Below are 18,361 nucleotides of genomic sequence, written 5' to 3' on the forward strand. Positions count from 1 at the left end.
ACGATAACAAATAGTTCGAAAAAGCACATAGAAGCGCGTATTTGACAGTCAAAATGAGAACCGGACGGTCGTTTCGGAGTCTACCGACCGATATACTCGCAACATTGCGACATGTTGAATGGGTTGCTGTGCGAAAACGCCTTCCGGGGTTCATAGGCGATTTCGCAGAGTTTCCCTTTAGGCGCCTTACGAAAAACGTGACGAACGCGGTATGTTCGGGGCTGAATCGTTTTTCTTGAAAGCGGCTACTCACCTGAAGTACCAATGAAGAGTCACGGGTCAGAGGCACCCCCGGCATGATAGAGCTCGAACAAGAAGATCCAATTCCGCAAGGCGACCTGGCCCTGCAAATTACCGCGCTTCCTCGTGAAACCAACGGTTTCGGCGATATTTTCGGCGGCTGGCTGGTGGCGCAGATGGATTTGGCCGGCACCGCAATGGCCAGCAAAGTCGCGGGAGGTCGTGTGGCCACCGTTGCGATCGACCGCATGGCGTTCCTGGTGCCGGTCGCGGTAGGCGCTCAACTTTCCTTTTATACCCAGGCGCTGGAAATCGGCCGCAGCTCGATCAAGATGATGGTTGAAGTCTGGAGCGACGATCCACTGTCCAGCGAATGGCGCAAAGTCACCGAAGCGGTGTTCGTGTTCGTCGCCATCGATGGCAGCGGCCGTACCCGTTCGGTTCCGCCCCGGGCCCGTTAAAAAGAGCCTGGTTAAACCCGGCGATCTTTTTGCGGTCTGTAGTCGTCATTGTTGCTGATCGAGAGTTGTCCCATGAACACGCCCAACGTTGAAGCCGTGAAACTGGATGAACTGAACTGCTGGCGCATCCGCCACGGTCAGGCCGAATTGCTCGTTGCCCAGCAAGGCGCGCACATCCTCAGTTATCAATTGGCCGGCCAACCGCCGCTGATCTGGCTCAACGATGAGGCCGTGTTCAAGGCTGGCAAGAGCATCCGCGCCGGTGTGCCGGTGTGCTGGCCGTGGTTCGGTAATCTGTCACGCAACCCGCAGAGCGTTCAGGCGATGCGTGTCAGCAACGAACCGGCGACTGCTCACGGACTGGTACGCGCAATGGATTGGGAGCTGGGCGGCATCGAGGCCGAAGGTGAGAGCCTGAAGGTCGAGTTTCTTCTGCCGTACCCCGAAACCGGCTTGCCGGGCTGGCCGCATCAGGTGGACTTGAAGCTGAGCATTCGTCTGGATGAACAGTTGCACATCAGCCTGACCAGCCATAATCAGGGCACTGAAAAAGTCACCATCAGCCAGGCGCTGCACAGCTACTTCGCAGTCAGCGATGTACGCAACGTGCATGTCGAAGGGTTGGATAGCTTGAGTTACATCGAGACGCTGGACGATTGGACAACCGTGACTCAGACCGGTGATCTGCGTTTTGCGGGCGAGACCGATCGCATCTACCTCAACACCCCGGCGAAGCTGAGCATTGTCGACCCCGCCTGGGAACGGCGCATCGAGCTGACCAGCAGCGGTTCGCGCTCGGCAGTGATCTGGAACCCGTGGATCGATCGTGCGGCAGCGTTCAGTGACATGGCCGACGATGGCTGGCAGCGGATGGTGTGCATTGAAACGGCGAACGTGATGGATGATGTGGTGACGTTGGCGCCGGGGGCGAGCCATACGCTTGGTGTGAGCATCGGTAGCAAACCTCTGTAACACCACAAAACCACTGTAGGAGCGAGCTTGCTCGCGATGGTGTGTCAGTCGAAATCAATGTCGCTGACACACCATCGCGAGCAAGCTCGCTCCTACAACGGTTACAAATCCGACTCTTTCACCACTCTGACCTTCGCCGCATCCAGCGCATACGCTGCATCAGCCAGGTCGTTGTTTACCTTTTCGATCTTCAGCGTGCCGGTCACCCATAGCGGGGTGTAGATATCATTGAGCTTCAACCCCTGCGGATAACGCACCAGCACCAGTTGGTTAGGCGGCGGTGGTGGCACGTGGATGCAGGCGCCCGGATACGGCACAAGGAAAAACAGCGTGCTGCGGCCCTTGGCGTCGGTCTCCAGCGGCACTGGATACCCCCCAATGCGGATGTTTTTATCGTTCATCGACGGCACGGTTTTGGTCGAATACATCACCGCCGGCAAGCCCTTGCTCTGCTTCATGCCACCCTTTTGGGTAAAGGTGCCATTGCCTTCGGGGGAGTTGTGATCGATTTCGGGCATGGCCTCGAGGGCTTTCTGATCCGACTTGGGCATCAGTTCGAGCCAGTCGGTTTCCGGCAGCTCGCCGGCGTGGGCAACGCCCGCGCCCAGTAAAAGGAAAGTCAGTAGAAAACGGCGCATGAAGGTGCTCGTAAAGGAAAGACATTAAATCGTCGAGCATTTTAGCCCTCTCCGCGTGTACCGCAGAGAAGGCTTCGTCGCTTTGGATCAGCTCTTTTTGATAAAGCCGTAAATCACCAGCAACACTATGGCGCCCACCAGCGCACCGATGAAGCCCGCGCCTTGGCCGGCCTGGTAGATGCCCAGAGCCTGGCCGCCGTATGTGGCTGCCAACGAACCGCCGATACCGAGCAGGATAGTCATGATCCAACCCATGCTGTCATCGCCCGGTTTCAGGAACCGAGCCAGCAGGCCGACGATCAAGCCGATAAAGATGGTTCCAATAATTCCCATGGCATTTCCCTCTGATTGGTGAGACAGGACACCTTGCCAAAGCCTAGTCAGACTTTGGCATCCTGCCATGAGAGAACGGCGGCCCCTGAATGGTTCCGCCGCTGCAACATGAAACTATTCGGCGATGAGCGCTTCGACCTTGAGGATCTGCTGCTCTAGCGTGGCCTTGTCGGCGCAGCGCAGGTTGGCGTGACCGACTTTGCGGCCGACCTTGAACGCTTTGCCGTAGTGATGCAGATGGCAATCGGCGATGGCCAGGACTTTGTCGGTCTCCGGCACTTTACCGATGAAGTTGAGCATCGCGCTTTCACCGACCTTGGCGGTCGAACCCAGCGGCAGACCGGCAACCGCCCGCAAGTGGTTTTCGAACTGGCTGCACTCGGCGCCTTCGGTGGTCCAGTGCCCGGAGTTGTGCACGCGTGGGGCGATTTCGTTGGCCTTGAGGCCACCGTCGACTTCAAAGAATTCGAACGCCATGACGCCGACGTATTCCAGTTGCTTGAGCACGCGGCTGGAATAGTCTTCGGCCAAGGCTTGCAACGGGTGGTCGGTACTGGCCACGGACAGTTTGAGGATGCCACTGTCGTGGGTGTTGTGAACCAGCGGATAGAACCGGGTTTCACCATCGCGAGCACGCACGGCAATCAGCGAAACTTCACCGGTGAACGGCACGAAGCCTTCCAGCAGGCAGGCGACGCTCCCCAACTCGGCGAAGGTACCGACCACATCTTCAGGTGTGCGCAGGACTTTCTGGCCCTTGCCGTCATAACCCAGGGTGCGGGTTTTCAGCACCGCCGGCAGCCCGATGGAAGCCACCGCGGCATCAAGATCGGCCTGCGATTGAATGTCGGCGAACGCAGGTGTCGGAATCCCGAGGTCCTTGAACATGCTCTTTTCGAACCAGCGGTCACGAGCGATGCGCAAGGCTTCGGCACTCGGGTAGACCGGGACGAATTGCGACAGGAACGCCACGGTTTCGGCCGGCACGCTTTCGAACTCGAAGGTCACCAGATCGACTTCATCGGCCAGCTGACGCAAGTGATCCTGATCGCCGTAATCGGCCCGCAGGTGTTCGCCCAACGCGGCTGCGCAAGCATCCGGCGCCGGGTCCAGGAAAGCGAAGTTCATACCCAGCGGAGTACCCGCCAACGCCAACATGCGACCCAACTGGCCGCCACCGATTACACCGATCTTCATCGTCAACAACCTCAGGCGATGCGTGGGTCTGGATTTTCCAGGACGCTGTCTGTCTGCTCAGCACGGAAAGTTTTCAGTACCGCGTGGAACTGCGGGTGCTTGGCGCCCAGGATGCTCGCCGAGAGCAGCGCTGCGTTGATCGCGCCGGCCTTGCCGATGGCCAGGGTGGCGACCGGAATGCCTGCTGGCATCTGCACAATAGACAGCAGCGAATCGACGCCCGAGAGCATCGCCGACTGCACCGGAACGCCCAGCACCGGCAGGTGGGTCTTGGCCGCACACATGCCTGGCAAATGGGCCGCGCCGCCGGCACCGGCGATGATCACCTCGATGCCACGCGCCTCTGCCTCTTCCGCGTACTGGAACAGCAGGTCCGGGGTGCGGTGGGCAGAGACCACTTTCACCTCGTAAGGAATGCCGAGCTTTTCCAGCATATCGGCGGTGTGGCTAAGGGTGGACCAATCGGACTTGGAGCCCATGATCACGCCAACCAGTGCACTCATCGTCGTGCCTCTTCTCTCTGGGCGCCCGCAGGCGCGTCAAAAAACAACAAGCCACGCAAAATGCGTGGCTTGATTGTACGAATTATGGCCAGTCAAACCGGCCGAAGGCCGCGCAGTATACCTCAATGAAGCAGATAAACAGCCCCCGAGATGACCATCTGTCATACGGCGCAAAGCGCCGGTTTTATTGACTCTGAGGTCAGCGAAACAACAACACAATCCCTTGTGGGAGTGAGCCTGCTCGCGAAAGCGGTGTGTCAAACAACATTGATATCAACTGACACACCGCGTTCGCGAGCAGGCTCGCTCCCACAATGGGTATTCATGGGGCTCAGGTCCCCATCGTGCCTTGAGCCGCGCCACCTTCCAGCTTGCGCCACAGCAACCGCACGTTCGCCTTGCGCACCAGAGCGCAGCGATACAGGCGAATCTCCAGCGGCACATGCCATTGCGGGCCGCCGCAGACCACCAGTTCACCGCGCGCCAGTTCGGCACGCACACTGAGTTGCGGGACCCAGGCGATGCCCAAGCCCTCCAGCGCCATGCTTTTCAGGCTGTCGGCCATTGCGGTCTCATAGATGGTGGTGAACCGCAGGGCGCGCTGGCGCAGCAGCATGTTCACCGAACGTCCGAGAAACGCCCCGGTGCTGTAGGCCAATAACGGCACACTGGCCTCGCCTTCCAGATCGAACAACGGCTTGCCATCGGCGTCCGCCGCGCAGACGGGCAGCATCTCGGTCTGGCCAAGGTGCAGCGAGGGGAAGATTTCCGGGTCCATCTGCATTGCCGCGTCCGGGTCGTAGAACGCCAGCATCAGATCGCAGCCGCCCTCACGCAGGGCGTGCACCGCATCGCCGACGTTGGTCGCCACCAGCCGCGTAGCAATGTTCAGGCCTTCATTGCGCAACTGGGCGATCCAGCGCGGGAAGAAACCCAACGCCAGCGAGTGAGCGGCCGCGACCTGCATCACCTCACCCTGCCCGCCCTCCAAGTGATGAAGATGGCGCAGCACTTCACCGAGCTGCTCGACGACGGTCCGCGCGGTAACCAGGAACAATTGCCCCGCCGCTGTCAGCTCAATCGGCGTGCGTGAACGATTGACCAGTTGCAACCCCAATGCAGCCTCAAGGCTACGAATCCGCCGACTGAATGCCGGCTGGGTCACGAAGCGTCGTTCGGCAGCCTGGGAGAAGCTGCGGGTGGCGGCCAGGGCGCTGAAGTCCTCGAGCCATTTACTTTCCAGATTCATCACGTCCTCCCGGACACGCACCAATTTAGGTCACACGCTCGCCGCACACGCGGCGTCACATGGGTATTATGCCGAATGTGCATAGGCCAGTGTTTAACAGCATTGGCCGAAAATTCTCTACACGCCTAGCATTTGCAGTGTTCCGGCACAGACCGGGTCCATATCGAGATGATTTCTATCATGTCCTCCGCTGCATCTTTCCGCACAGAAAAAGACCTGCTTGGCGTACTAGAAGTACCGGCTCAAGCGTATTACGGCATCCAGACCCTGCGAGCGGTGAACAACTTCCGTCTCTCCGGCGTTCCGATTTCGCATTACCCGAAGCTGGTTGTCGGCCTGGCGATGGTCAAACAAGCCGCCGCTGACGCCAACCGCGAACTGGGTCACCTGAGTGAAGCCAAGCACGCTGCCATCAGCGAAGCCTGTGCACGATTGATCCGCGGCGACTTCCACGAAGAGTTCGTGGTGGACATGATTCAAGGCGGCGCTGGCACTTCGACCAACATGAATGCCAACGAAGTCATCGCCAACATCGCGCTGGAGGCCATGGGCCACAGCAAAGGCGAATACCAATACCTGCACCCGAACAACGACGTGAACATGGCGCAGTCGACCAACGACGCCTACCCGACTGCAATCCGTCTGGGTTTGCTGCTGGGTCACGACGCACTGTTGGCCAGCCTCGACAGCCTGATCCAGTCGTTCGCCGCCAAGGGCCAGGAATTCAGCCACGTCCTGAAGATGGGCCGTACCCAACTGCAAGACGCCGTGCCGATGACCCTCGGCCAGGAATTCCGCGCTTTCGCCACCACCTTGGGCGAAGACCTGGCGCGCCTGAAAACACTGGCACCCGAGCTGCTGACCGAAGTGAACCTGGGCGGCACCGCGATCGGTACCGGCATCAACGCTGACCCGCGTTACCAGCATCTGGCTGTTCAGCGCCTGGCACTGATCAGCGGTCAGCCGCTGGTTCCAGCCGCCGACCTGATCGAAGCCACGTCCGACATGGGTGCCTTCGTACTGTTCTCCGGCATGCTCAAGCGCACCGCGGTCAAGCTGTCGAAGATCTGCAACGACCTGCGCCTGCTGTCCAGCGGCCCACGCACCGGCATCAACGAAATCAACCTGCCGGCGCGTCAGCCAGGCAGCTCGATCATGCCAGGCAAGGTCAACCCGGTCATTCCGGAAGCCGTGAACCAGGTAGCGTTCCAGATCATCGGTAACGACCTGGCACTGACCATCGCGGCCGAAGGCGGCCAGCTGCAACTGAACGTGATGGAGCCGCTGATTGCGTTCAAGATCTTCGACTCGATCCGCCTGCTGCAACGCGCCATGGACATGCTGCGCGAGCACTGCATCGTCGGCATCACCGCCAACGAAGAGCGTTGCCGCGAACTGGTCGAACACTCGATCGGCCTGGTCACCGCGCTGAACCCGTACATCGGCTATGAAAACGCCACCCGCATCGCCCGTATCGCCCTCGAAAGCGGCCGCGGCGTGCTGGAACTGGTCCGCGAAGAAGGCTTGCTCGACGACGAAATGCTCGCCGACATCCTGCGCCCGGAAAACATGATTGCTCCGCGTCTGGTTCCGCTTAAGGCCTGATCCGACGCGTTACTTGTAGCACCGCTCACCAGGTCGAGGGACTAGACACCTCTCACCTTTTGAGGGCTTGGGGATCACTCTCCAAGCCCTTTTTTTTATTTCGCAATAACGCAATTCCTGTGGGAGCGAGCTTGCTCGCGATAGCGGTGTAACAGTCTACATAGATGCTGGATCTGATGGCCTCATCGCGAGCAAGCTCGCTCCCACAGAAAAGCATCGGTATAGTGCCGCCCCTCTTCGCGTGAGCGGTCGTCGGTAACGAGGCCCAAACCCATGCGAAACCCGAACTAATAACAAACCCGCGATTTGGGACCGGGACGAATAGTCGCCTCGCCAGTTTTGCCCTGCGCAAACCGGTGTAACGCGATGTTTCGATCCGTTTTCCGCATTTGCCTACACAAAAAAAAGCGAGGAATACTCCATGCTCGAAGTCATTAACGACTTCCTCTCAGGGAAAGTACTGATCGTGCTCATTGTCGGGCTCGGTAGCTACTTCACGATCCGCTCGCGTTTCGTTCAATTGCGTCACTTCTTCCACATGTTCGCGGTGTTCCGCGACAGCCTCAAAAGCAGCGCCGGCCAACTCAGTTCGTTTCAAGCCCTGATGCTCAGCCTCGCCGGCCGCGTCGGAGCGGGCAACATCGCCGGTGTCGGCATCGCTGTAACGCTCGGCGGGCCGGGCGCGGTGTTCTGGATGTGGGTGACCGCTCTGGTCGGTATGTCCAGCAGCTTCTTCGAATGCTCCCTCGGCCAGCTCTACAAGCGCTGCGATTCCGAAGGCCAGTTCCGTGGCGGCCCGTCCTATTACATCCAGCACGGCCTGCAAAAACGCTGGCTGGGCATGATCATGGCGTTCCTGTTGCTGGTGACCTTCGGGTTTGCCTTCAACGGCCTGCAATCCCATGCCGTCACCCACTCGCTAAATAACGCCTTCGGCCTCGACACCACTTACACCGGCCTGGCCCTGGCGGTGTTATTGGGTCTGGTGTTCATCGGTGGTATCAAGCGCATCGCCAAGGTCGCAGATTTGCTGGTGCCGGTGAAAACCCTGGTCTACATCGGCGTGACCGTCTACGTGATCGTGCTGCAATTCGACCACGTACCCGCGATGCTGATGACCATCGTCAAAAGCGCTTTCGGTCTCGATCAGGCCTTTGGCGGCCTGATCGGCAGCGCCATCGTCATGGGCGTCAAACGTGGCGTGTTCGCCAACGAAGCAGGCCTGGGCAGTGCGCCTAACGTGGCCGCAGTCGCGTCGGTCGAGCACCCGGTTGCACAAGGTGTCGTCCAGGCGTTCAGCGTGTTCCTCGACACCTTCGTGATTTGCACCTGCACCGCGTTGCTGATCCTGCTCTCGGGCTTCTACACCCCGGGCTTCGAAGGCGACGGCATTGCCCTGACCCAGAACTCACTGGCCGCCGTGGTCGGTGACTGGGGCCGGATGTTCATCTCCGTGGCGCTGGCCTTGTTCGTGTTCACCTCGATTCTCTACAACTACTACCTGGGCGAGAGCAACCTGCGCTTCCTGATCGGTGACAACCGCAAGGCGCTGATCGGCTACCGTGCGCTGGTGTTGGTGTTGATCTTCTGGGGCGCCATCGAAAACCTCGGCACGGTGTTCGCCTTCGCTGACATCACCATGACGCTGCTCGCGTTCGTGAACCTGATCGCGCTGTTCCTACTGTTCAAGGTCGGCATGCGCATCCTGCGTGACTATGACGACCAGCGCGCGGCCGGGATCAAGACGCCTGTGTTCGATTCGAGCAAATTCCCGGACCTGGACCTGGATTTGAAAGCCTGGCCGGCCAATCCGCCCGCGGCTGCGCCACAGGCTGAAGCCGAGATACAAGGCATACCCGCAGCGCAACGCTGATCGGTTAAAGTCCAGAATCCCATGTGGGAGCGAGCCTGCTCGCGAATGCGATTGATCATTCAACATTGATGTCGACTGACACACCGCTTTCGCGAGCAGGCTCGCGCCCACAGGAAGTCATCGATTTCGGAGAAGCCCCATGAATTCCTCGACCTACCCTGCCGCCCAGCACGTCATGGTGCTCTACACCGGTGGCACCATCGGCATGCAAGCCAGCGCCCATGGCCTGGCCCCGGCGTCCGGATTCGAAGCGCGGATGCACGAATATCTGCACAACCAACCCGAATTGGTGGTGCCGCAGTGGCGCTTTCGCGAGATGTCGCCGCTGATCGACAGCGCCAACATGACCCCGGCTTACTGGCAACAATTGCGTGAAGCGGTGGTCGATGCCGTTGATGTTCAAGGCTGCGACAGCGTGCTGATCCTGCACGGCACCGACACCCTCGCCTACAGTGCCGCGGCCATGAGTTTTCAATTGCTCGGCCTGCATGCCCGCGTGTGCTTTACCGGTTCGATGCTCCCGGCGGGCGTGACCGACAGCGATGCCTGGGAAAACCTCAGCGGCGCATTGGTCGCTCTCGGCCACGGCCTGGCACCGGGCGTTCATTTGTTCTTCCACGGCGAACTGCTCGACCCGACCCGCTGCGCGAAAATCCGCAGTTTTGGTCGTCATCCGTTTGCCCGGCTGCAGCGTCAGGGCGGTGGCGTGAAGGCGACTTCGCTGCCGGCAGAACTGAATTACAACCAGAGCAAACAACTGGCGAAAATCGCTGTGCTGCCGTTGTTTCCCGGAATAGGCGCCGAGCAGCTCGATGCGCTATTGAACAGCGGCATTCAGGGCCTGGTGCTGGAGTGCTACGGCAGCGGCACCGGACCGAGCGACAATCCGGCGTTTCTTGCCAGCCTGGAACGGGCGCGGGACAACGGTGTGGTGGTGGTCGCTGTTACGCAGTGTCATGAAGGTGGCGTTGAGCTGGATGTTTACGAGGCTGGCAGTCGGTTGCGTGGCGCGGGCGTGCTTTCAGGCGGCGGCATGACCCGTGAAGCGGCATTCGGCAAGTTGCATGGGTTGCTGGGGACGGGGCTTGAAGCGGCTGAAGTTCGGCGGCTTGTTGAGCTGGATCTGTGCGGCGAGCTTGCTTAAACCCACTGCGACACGTAGCGCGCTCAAGTTTCTCCGCGGTTATTGGAGAGCTTGAGTTGCGCCTCATTCGCCAGAAGTTTACCCATACTTGCCAATGCAACAAAAACACCCAACATACAACCTTACAAATGCAGCTTACTTATAACTCCCGCAAACAAGCTTAGTTAGTTATATTGCTCGGGCAGGAAGCAATCAAACTTAATTAATGGAGTTATACACAATGAGCATTAAAACTAAAGACTGGACCGCACAGATTGACCGCATGCCGGGCGCAGCTTCGTTCCGCACCTTTGGCACCGTAACCGTGGCGCACACAGGCATTACGCCAAAGCTGGTAATGAGTGCGCTGCAAGACAAATCCTTTGATCTGCGACTGGAATTGAAACTGGAAAAGTCCAATGACATTTCGCTGCAGGTCGAAACAGACAAGGTTGTTGAATATAAAGTAACCGGTAATTCCAATGTTACCGGCGTGAGCATCTTCTTTGAAGGTGAACTCATTCACCATATTCAGGATGTAATGATTACTAACTAAGCATGTACACATCTTCCCGCCACAGTTGTTGGCGGGAAGATGTGATGTTGCGATGGATCTCCAATCGGTTTATTGCTCTCGTAGCAATTTCGCCAGCGCATCGGCCTCAACCGGGCGGCTGATCAAATAGCCCTGCACCTCATCGCAGTGCTCGGCTTTCAGAAACTCAAGCTGCTCCGGCCGCTCCACACCCTCAGCCACCACTTTGAGCGACAGCCCATGCGCCATGGCAATGATCGCCCGGGTGATCGCTGCATCCTCGCTGCTCTCCCCCAGACCGCGGATAAATGCCTGATCGATCTTCACGTAATCCACCGGGATGCGCTTGAGGTAGCTCAGGGACGAATAGCCGGTGCCGAAATCATCGATCGCCAGTTTCACCCCCAGATCGCGCAATTGCTGGAAGGTCGCAATGATGTGCTCGACACTGTCCAGCAACTGGCTTTCGGTGAGCTCCAGTTCCAGGTAGTGCGGAGCAAGACCTGTTTCCTCGAGTATTTGGCGCACCAGACTGACCAGTTTGCCGTGGCGCAATTGATACACCGACAGATTGACCGACATCCGAATCGGCTCAAGCCCCTGACGCTGCCACTCGCAGGCTTGCCAGCAGGCTTGGCGCAGGACGAACTCGCCGATCGGGCCGATCAGCCCGGTTTCCTCGGCCAGGCCGATGAAATCCCCCGGCGGCACGCGGCCCATGGTCGGATGATCCCAACGCACCAGCGCCTCCGCGGCGTTCAATTTGCCCGTGGCGAGACATAGTTTCGGCTGGTAGAACACCTTCAGCTGCTTCTCTTCTATGGCTTTGCGCAGCTGATTTTCCAACTGCAACCGCTCAAGTGTGCTGGCTTGCAGGCTGTCGGTGTAGAACTGGAAATTATTGCCGCCCAAGTGTTTGGCATGCTGCATGGCCATATTCGACTGGCTGACCAACGCGGAAATTTCCCGGGCGTTGTCCGGCAACAGGCTGATGCCCATGGAGGCGCTGACCACCAGCTCATGGCCGTCGATGGTCACCGGCACACGCAACTTGGTCGACAAGCGTGTCGCCACCCGTGCCAGGCTCGAGAGGTTGCCGTAGGCGTTGAACAGCACGGCGAACTCGTCTCCGGACAACCGTGCGATGGTATCCGCCTCAGGCAACGCGTTGACCAACCGCCGAGCCATTTTCTGCAGGAGTTGGTCGGCCACTTCATGGCCCAGGCTGTCGTTGAGCAGCTTGAAACGATCCAGATTGATGTGCAGCAGCGCGAGATTGCGATGGCTGCCCTGGCGCACCCGTTGATGGGCTTCGACTAACCGTTCGCGGAACAACGAACGATTGGCCAGGCCCGTCAACTCGTCGTAATGGGTCAGGTAACGCATGCGCTCCTCGGATTCGCGCCGAGCCGACAGATCGGCGAAGAAACCGACGATATGGCTGACATTTCCCCGAGCATCGCGCACCGCATTCAGCTGCAGCCATTGCGGATACAACTCGCCATTCTTGCGGGTTTCCACCAACTCGCCCTGCCAGCTGCCGTGCTGTTCCAGGGCCTGATGAATGGCCCCGTAGTGCCGACGAGCGTCGCGACTGCACGGCAGCTCGACAACATTGCGCCCGAGCATGTCGTCGATGTCATAACCGGTGACTCGGCTGAACGCCTGATTGATGGCGATCAGCGCGTAATTCGGGTCGAAAATCACGATACCTTCACTGGCCGCTTCGAACACCGTCGCCGCCAGCTGTCGCTGCTCTTCCAGGCCTTTGCTGACGCTAATGTCGCGACGGGTGCCGACCATGCGGGTCACCCGGCCGGATTCGTTGCGTTCAACAGCTCGACCGCGGTCTTCGATCCAGACCCAGTGGCCATCGCTATGGCGCACGCGGTATTCGATCTGGTAGTCCTCGCTACGGCCCTGCAAATGCTCGAGCAGCGCGCGTTTAAGTGACGGCAGGTCCTCGGGGTGCAGGCGCGGTTTGAGGTGGCGCATCATGGCTGTGACGAACTCCGGCGCGAGGCCGAAAAACTCCTGGATCTGGGTGTGATGAACCTCATCGGTTTGCAGGTTCCAGTCCCACAACCCCAGCTCACTGGCCTTTAAAGCCAGCGCCAGCCGCGCTTCACTTTTGCTCAGGGCCTGGTTGGCGGCGTCCAGCTCCTGACTACGCCGGGCGACACGGCTTTCCAGGCCGGACTGTATTTCACGCAGTTCGTCTTCGGCGCGACGGCGCTGGTCGATTTCCCTGGCCAGTTCTTGGTTCAGCTGGTCGCTGCGGCTTTGAGCCTGCTGCAAATGCTCGATCAATGCCTGATTCTGAAAGCGGCGTAACAGCCCGCGATCAATCAACCGATTGACCTGCCAGGCGACCACGCTCAACGCGCCCAACAAAATCAGCCCGAACCAGCCCCAACCCTGCCCCTGCTCATCGCCCCCCCAAAACAGATAGCCGATAGCCGGCAACAGACAAGGCAAGGTAAAGGACAGGAATGCCGGCAGGCTGACCGCATAAGCAACACTGGCCGACAGCGTGGCCGCGCCGATCAGGCCGAACACCCAGGCTTGCTGTATGAAATCGTCGGCAGGGACCAGCGCGATGCCGGCGCCGGCCAGGGTCAGACCGGTCATGGCCGAGCCCAGTAAAAACATGCGACGCCAGACCGGATGTGCCTGGCGATTGGGAATCGCCGAATCGAAGGCCGCGACCTGAATCACCCGTAACGCCACCAGCGACAACAACCACACCAGCCAGACACTGACCAGGAAGTAGCGCTGCGGGCTCCAGAGCAAACCGGCGCAGACCAGACCGTTAATCAGCATGAAGAGCGTGGGCAGCAGCGAGCCCTGATAAAGCAGGCGCGTGCGCTCAACCGCCATTTCCATGGCGTACTGTTTGCGGACAACCCGGGGTTCCACAGTGGGGCCCGACAGGTCAGAGCTGAGGGTCATAGGCAGTGTTCTTGTTCTTATAATGATGAGCATGAGCCCGAAACGTCGATGGAGCATACACAAGCAAGTGCCCGTACCAAACTGCTGCAGGTCATAAAGTAGACGAAAATATCCACAGAGCCCGTCAGCGTAAAAGCGGCCAGACGAGCCCCGCCAATGCTTCCAGCGAATGACTGACCGGTCGTCCTCCATGTAACTTTCATCGGCTAAATCGATGCGGAGTTTGCCCGGTGTGGCGCAGCCCCCTAGAATGCCCCGATGCGCGATGATCTCTCCCTTCTGCTGAACTCCCTCAACGATGCCCAACGCCAGGCCGTAGCCGCCTCCGTGGGTCGTCAGTTGGTCCTGGCCGGTGCTGGTTCCGGTAAAACCCGAGTGCTGGTGCACCGTATCGCCTGGTTGATCCAGGTCGAAAACGCCTCGCCTCACTCTATCCTGTCGGTGACTTTCACCAACAAGGCCGCGGCCGAGATGCGCCATCGCATCGAGCAGCTGATGGGTATCAACCCGGCCGGCATGTGGGTCGGTACCTTCCACGGCCTGGCGCACCGCTTGCTGCGGGCGCATTGGCAGGAAGCCGGCCTGAGCCAGACGTTCCAGATTCTCGACAGCGACGACCAGCAACGACTGGTCAAGCGGGTCATCCGCGAGCTGGGCCTGGACGAGCAACGCTGGCCGGCCCGTCAGGCTCAGTGGTTCATCAATGGACAGAAGGACGAAGGCCTGCGTCCGAAACACATCCAGGCCAGCGGCGATTTGTTCCTGGCCACCATGCGCAACATTTATGAGGCCTACGAGGCCGCGTGCCTGCGCGCCGGCGTCATCGACTTCTCCGAGCTACTGCTGCGCGCCCTCGACCTGTGGCGCGATCATCCAGGATTGTTGGCACATTATCAGAAGCGCTTCCGGCACATTTTGGTGGACGAGTTCCAGGACACCAACGCCGTGCAGTACGCCTGGTTGCGCCTGTTGGCCAAGGGTGGCGACAGCCTGATGGTGGTGGGCGACGATGATCAGTCGATCTACGGCTGGCGCGGCGCGAAAATCGAGAACATTTATCAGTACTCCGACGACTTCCCGGACGCGGAAACCATTCGTCTGGAGCAGAACTACCGCTCTACCGCCGGGATTCTCAAAGCAGCCAACGCCCTGATTGCCAACAACACCGGGCGCATGGGCAAAGAGCTGTGGACCGACGGCGGCGAAGGCGAAGCGATCAACCTGTACGCCGCTTTCAACGAGCATGATGAAGCTCGTTATGTTGTCGAAACCATCGAGAGCGCGCTCAAAACCGGCCTGGCTCGCAGTGATATCGCGATTCTCTACCGCTCCAACGCCCAATCGCGCGTCTTGGAAGAAGCCTTGCTGCGCGAGCGCATTCCTTACCGTATCTATGGCGGCCAGCGTTTCTTCGAGCGGGCAGAAATCAAGAACGCCATGGCTTACCTGCGCTTGCTGGAAGGCCGAGGCAACGATGCAGCGCTGGAGCGGGTGATCAACGTGCCGGCCCGTGGCATTGGCGAGAAAACCGTTGAAGCGATTCGCGACCATGCACGCCACAGCGATGTATCGATGTGGGAAGCCATGCGCCTGTTGGTCGCCAATAAAGGCCTGACCGGACGTGCCGCCGGGGCGCTCGGGGCGTTTATCGAGCTAATCGAAAACCTCGCCGCCAAGTGCATGGAAATGCCGCTGCATCTGATGACCCAGACCGTCATCGAACAGTCGGGGCTGATCGCCTACCACGAAGCGGAAAAAGGCGAAAAAGGCCAGGCCCGCGTAGAAAACCTTGAGGAACTGGTCAGCGCCGCACGTAACTTCGAAAACGCTGAGGAAGACGAAGACCTGACGCCACTGGCGGCGTTCCTCGGTCATGCGTCCCTGGAAGCTGGGGATACCCAGGCTGACGAGCACGAAGACAGCATTCAGTTGATGACCCTGCACAGTGCCAAAGGGCTGGAATTTCCTTACGTGTTCCTGGTGGGCATGGAAGAAGGCCTGTTCCCGCACAAGATGAGCCTGGAGGAACCGGGCCGGCTTGAGGAAGAGCGTCGCCTCGCCTATGTCGGCATCACCCGGGCCATGCAGAATCTGGTGATGACTTATGCTGAGACGCGACGCCTGTATGGCAGCGAGACCTACAACAAGGTGTCGCGTTTCGTACGTGAGGTGCCGAAAGGTCTGATCCAGGAAGTGCGGCTGTCCAACAGCGTCAGCCGTCCGTTTGGTGGCGGTCAGCAACAGAGCTCCAGCAGCCTGTTTGGCGGCAGCGAGATTCCAGACACCGGTTTCAGTCTCGGCCAGACCGTGCGGCATTCGGTGTTCGGCGATGGCGTGATCCTGAACTTCGAAGGCGCCGGGGCTCAGGCTCGGGTCCAGGTCAACTTCAGCGAAGGCAGCAAATGGTTGATGCTCGGCTACGCGAAACTGGAAGCGATCTAAAGGCTATCGAATAGATATTCTGTGGGAGCGAGCCTGCTCGCGAATGAAAGCGCCTGGGAGTATTTGATAATCCGCGGTGCGGCTTTCGCGAGGAGGCTCGCTCCCAAAGGGCTTTTTTGTTTAACCCACCGAAACAGGCTGATCTGAATAGGCGTAAATGATGGGCTCCGGCTTCTTTTCTTCCTGGACATTCTGGGCTCTGTTGTCGGCGGCGTTTGCGGCCCTGACCGCTATCTTTGCCAAAATCGGCATCGAAAACGTCAATTCCGATTTCGCCACCCTGTTGCGCACCATTGTGGTTTTGATCAGCCTGGCCTTGATTTTGTACGCTACGGGCCAATATCAGTCATTAGGATCTATCTCCGCCAAGAGCTACTTGTTCCTGCTGCTGTCTGGACTGGGCACCGGAGCCTCGTGGATTTGCTATTTCCGGGCGCTGAAACTCGGCCCGGCCTCCCTTGTCGCCCCGGTCGACAAGCTCAGCGTGGTGTTTGTGGCGGTACTGGGCGTGATCCTGCTGGATGAGAAGCTCGACCTGCGCCAATGGGGCGGGATCGGTCTGATTACGGCCGGGGTCGTGATGCTGGCGTTGCGACGCTAGGTAACCGTCCGACACAACCTATCTACTTATCCTACAGACCAACGTTAACAGGCCTTATTGCGCTGACTTAAGCTGAACCCAACCTGTCAGGCAAAAGCCCGAAACACTCTGCCGCTAGCCAGTAACACTTCAGCTGTGCAACATGGCGCGCGTGCCATCCACAAATGGGAATTCCCTTTATGAAACGTTTTCTTAGCATCGCCATGGCGTTGTGCATCGGCCTGACGATGAGCCTCGACGCCAACGCCAAGCGCTTTGGTGGCGGCAAAAGTGTCGGCGCCGCGCCGACCCACCAAACCAGCCAAATGGCTCCTTCTTCTTCAGGCATGGGCGGCGCTGCGGCGACCGCTGGTGCTGCCGGTGTCGCTGGCGCTGCTGCCAAGGCCGGCGGTGCTTCGCGCTGGCTCGGCCCTCTGGCCGGTATCGCTGCCGGTGGCCTGCTGGCCTCCATGTTCATGGGCGGCGGCTTCCAGGGCATGCAGATCTTCGACATCCTGATCATGGCGGTCATCGCCTTCCTGATCTTCCGCTTCATCGCTGCTCGACGTCGCAAGCAACAGGAGCACATGGCTCCGGCTGGCCACGCGCCGATGCAACGTGAAGTGTTCGAGCAAAAGCCTGCTGACGGTTCGATCTTTGGCGGCTCGGCAGCACCTGTTGCCGCTCGTCCGGTGATCAATGCTCCGGCATGGTTCAATGAAAAGAACTTTGTCGAAGCGGCCCGCAACCATTTCCAGTCCTTGCAACAACACTGGGACGCCAACGAAATGGACAAAATCGCGGAGTTCGTGACCCCGCAGATGCTGGAGTTTCTCAAGCGCGAACGTGCCGACCTGGGCGAGGGGTTCCAGTCCACGTACATTGATAACCTCAATGTTCAACTGGACGGTGTGGATGATCGCGCCGACAAGACCATCGCCACCCTGACCTTCAGCGGTGTGTCCAAGACCTCGCGTTTCGACCAGGGCGAAGTGTTCAGCGAGAGCTGGAACATGGAACGTCCCCAGGGCGAAAACCAGCCTTGGCTGGTCGCCGGTATCCGCCAGAACGGCTGAACCGACTCGCGTTAAATCTGTTGCAACGCTGTTTTGATAAAAAGCCCCGGCCTCGGCCGGGGTTTTCTATTTCGCGGTTGCATCTATAGCGAGCTACTGTATAAACCGCCCCATATAAACCGCGCCATCAAGCAAGAGGATCCCGGACGTGGAAGAAATCATTGAACAACTGCGTGAAGCCAACGAACCGGTACCGGTCCCCTTGGAGTTGCCCGACGAAGATCAGATCGTGGAAATCGAAGAACAGCTGTTCATCGACATTCCGTTTGTCTTCAGAGAATTTTTGCTGACCGTTAGTGACGTGGTCTACGGCAGCCTGGAGCCGGTGACCGTAACCGACCCGCAATCCCACACCTACCTGCCGGACGTTGCCGCCAACGCCTGGGATGCCGGCGTGGATCGCAGCATGATTCCGATCTGCCAGGACGGTGATGACTACTATCTGGTCGAAGAAGACGGCACCGTGGTGCTGTGGCAGGCCGAAGAAGAGCTGATTGCCGAAGAAACCTGGGAATCGGTATGGCACTGGGCGCGGGATGTCTGGTTGGAAAGCTGATAGAACCCCTACTTTGTAGCAGCTGG

The 18,361-nt window shown here is 59.2% G+C and carries 16 protein-coding genes; 10 read left to right on the forward strand and 6 right to left on the reverse strand.

The features are described 5' to 3' along the window. Positions 1 to 296 precede the first annotated feature (296 nt). A complete protein-coding gene (locus AC1MDT_RS21680) occupies positions 297 to 701 on the forward strand; it encodes an acyl-CoA thioesterase (protein WP_007942704.1) in 405 nt (134 codons plus the stop codon). 72 nt (positions 702 to 773) lie between these two features. Then, positions 774 to 1,673: a D-hexose-6-phosphate mutarotase gene (locus AC1MDT_RS21685; RefSeq protein WP_480418877.1), complete on the forward strand. Its 900-nt coding sequence runs from the start codon at positions 774 to 776 to the stop codon at positions 1,671 to 1,673. A gap of 101 nt (positions 1,674 to 1,774) precedes the next feature. Here AC1MDT_RS21685 and AC1MDT_RS21690 read toward each other — a convergent pair whose 3' ends face one another. The 5 genes from AC1MDT_RS21690 to AC1MDT_RS21710 all read right to left on the reverse strand — a co-directional run bounded on the left by AC1MDT_RS21690 (position 1,775) and on the right by AC1MDT_RS21710 (position 5,593). Further along, positions 1,775 to 2,311 (reverse strand): DUF3299 domain-containing protein, encoded by a 537-nt coding sequence (locus AC1MDT_RS21690; protein WP_480418878.1) that lies wholly within the window; start codon positions 2,309 to 2,311, stop codon positions 1,775 to 1,777. Positions 2,312 to 2,398: 87 nt separating this feature from the next. Next, on the reverse strand, positions 2,399 to 2,644 hold the full coding sequence (locus tag AC1MDT_RS21695; RefSeq protein ID WP_480418879.1) for a GlsB/YeaQ/YmgE family stress response membrane protein: 246 nt from the start codon (positions 2,642 to 2,644) through the stop codon (positions 2,399 to 2,401). Between the two features lie 114 nt (positions 2,645 to 2,758). Then, positions 2,759 to 3,841 carry a 5-(carboxyamino)imidazole ribonucleotide synthase gene (locus AC1MDT_RS21700; RefSeq protein WP_480418880.1) on the reverse strand — a complete coding sequence of 361 codons (1,083 nt, stop codon included), beginning with the start codon at positions 3,839 to 3,841 and terminating at the stop codon, positions 2,759 to 2,761. A gap of 11 nt (positions 3,842 to 3,852) precedes the next feature. Further along, positions 3,853 to 4,344 carry a 5-(carboxyamino)imidazole ribonucleotide mutase gene (purE, locus tag AC1MDT_RS21705; RefSeq protein ID WP_007971731.1) on the reverse strand — a complete coding sequence of 164 codons (492 nt, stop codon included), beginning with the start codon at positions 4,342 to 4,344 and terminating at the stop codon, positions 3,853 to 3,855. 331 nt (positions 4,345 to 4,675) lie between these two features. After that, positions 4,676 to 5,593 carry a LysR substrate-binding domain-containing protein gene (locus AC1MDT_RS21710; RefSeq protein WP_480418881.1) on the reverse strand — a complete coding sequence of 306 codons (918 nt, stop codon included), beginning with the start codon at positions 5,591 to 5,593 and terminating at the stop codon, positions 4,676 to 4,678. A 180-nt stretch (positions 5,594 to 5,773) separates the two neighbouring features. Here AC1MDT_RS21710 and aspA point away from each other — a divergent pair, with 180 nt between their 5' ends. The 4 genes from aspA to AC1MDT_RS21730 all read left to right on the forward strand — a co-directional run bounded on the left by aspA (position 5,774) and on the right by AC1MDT_RS21730 (position 10,750). After that, positions 5,774 to 7,198 carry an aspartate ammonia-lyase gene (gene aspA, locus AC1MDT_RS21715; protein ID WP_480418882.1) on the forward strand — a complete coding sequence of 475 codons (1,425 nt, stop codon included), beginning with the start codon at positions 5,774 to 5,776 and terminating at the stop codon, positions 7,196 to 7,198. Between the two features lie 421 nt (positions 7,199 to 7,619). Then, the gene (locus tag AC1MDT_RS21720; protein WP_480418883.1) at positions 7,620 to 9,071 is read left to right on the forward strand and encodes an alanine/glycine:cation symporter family protein; all 1,452 of its coding nucleotides are present in this window, start codon (positions 7,620 to 7,622) and stop codon (positions 9,069 to 9,071) included. A 139-nt stretch (positions 9,072 to 9,210) separates the two neighbouring features. Further along, complete coding sequence (locus AC1MDT_RS21725; RefSeq protein ID WP_480418884.1) at positions 9,211 to 10,215, forward strand: asparaginase; 1,005 nt, start codon at positions 9,211 to 9,213, stop codon at positions 10,213 to 10,215. A gap of 220 nt (positions 10,216 to 10,435) precedes the next feature. After that, positions 10,436 to 10,750, forward strand: coding sequence for a hypothetical protein (locus AC1MDT_RS21730; RefSeq protein WP_480418885.1), 315 nt, complete (start codon positions 10,436 to 10,438; stop codon positions 10,748 to 10,750). 69 nt (positions 10,751 to 10,819) lie between these two features. On the opposite strand, the gene AC1MDT_RS21735 is transcribed toward AC1MDT_RS21730, so the two are convergent. Then, a complete protein-coding gene (locus AC1MDT_RS21735) occupies positions 10,820 to 13,681 on the reverse strand; it encodes an EAL domain-containing protein (RefSeq protein WP_480418886.1) in 2,862 nt (953 codons plus the stop codon). Positions 13,682 to 13,939: 258 nt separating this feature from the next. Between AC1MDT_RS21735 and uvrD the strand changes: the two genes are divergently transcribed. The 4 genes from uvrD (at position 13,940) to AC1MDT_RS21755 (ending at position 18,335) form a co-directional block, all read left to right on the forward strand. Beyond that, on the forward strand, positions 13,940 to 16,123 hold the full coding sequence (gene uvrD, locus AC1MDT_RS21740; protein WP_201115623.1) for a DNA helicase II: 2,184 nt from the start codon (positions 13,940 to 13,942) through the stop codon (positions 16,121 to 16,123). A gap of 160 nt (positions 16,124 to 16,283) precedes the next feature. Continuing rightward, positions 16,284 to 16,724: an EamA family transporter gene (locus AC1MDT_RS21745; protein ID WP_480422845.1), complete on the forward strand. Its 441-nt coding sequence runs from the start codon at positions 16,284 to 16,286 to the stop codon at positions 16,722 to 16,724. A gap of 179 nt (positions 16,725 to 16,903) precedes the next feature. Continuing rightward, positions 16,904 to 17,779: a Tim44 domain-containing protein gene (locus tag AC1MDT_RS21750; RefSeq protein ID WP_480418887.1), complete on the forward strand. Its 876-nt coding sequence runs from the start codon at positions 16,904 to 16,906 to the stop codon at positions 17,777 to 17,779. Between the two features lie 148 nt (positions 17,780 to 17,927). Further along, on the forward strand, positions 17,928 to 18,335 hold the full coding sequence (locus AC1MDT_RS21755) for an SMI1/KNR4 family protein (protein WP_007943369.1): 408 nt from the start codon (positions 17,928 to 17,930) through the stop codon (positions 18,333 to 18,335). Positions 18,336 to 18,361: the final 26 nt, after the last annotated feature.

This window comes from Pseudomonas sp. ASL7 (assembly GCF_056680375.1).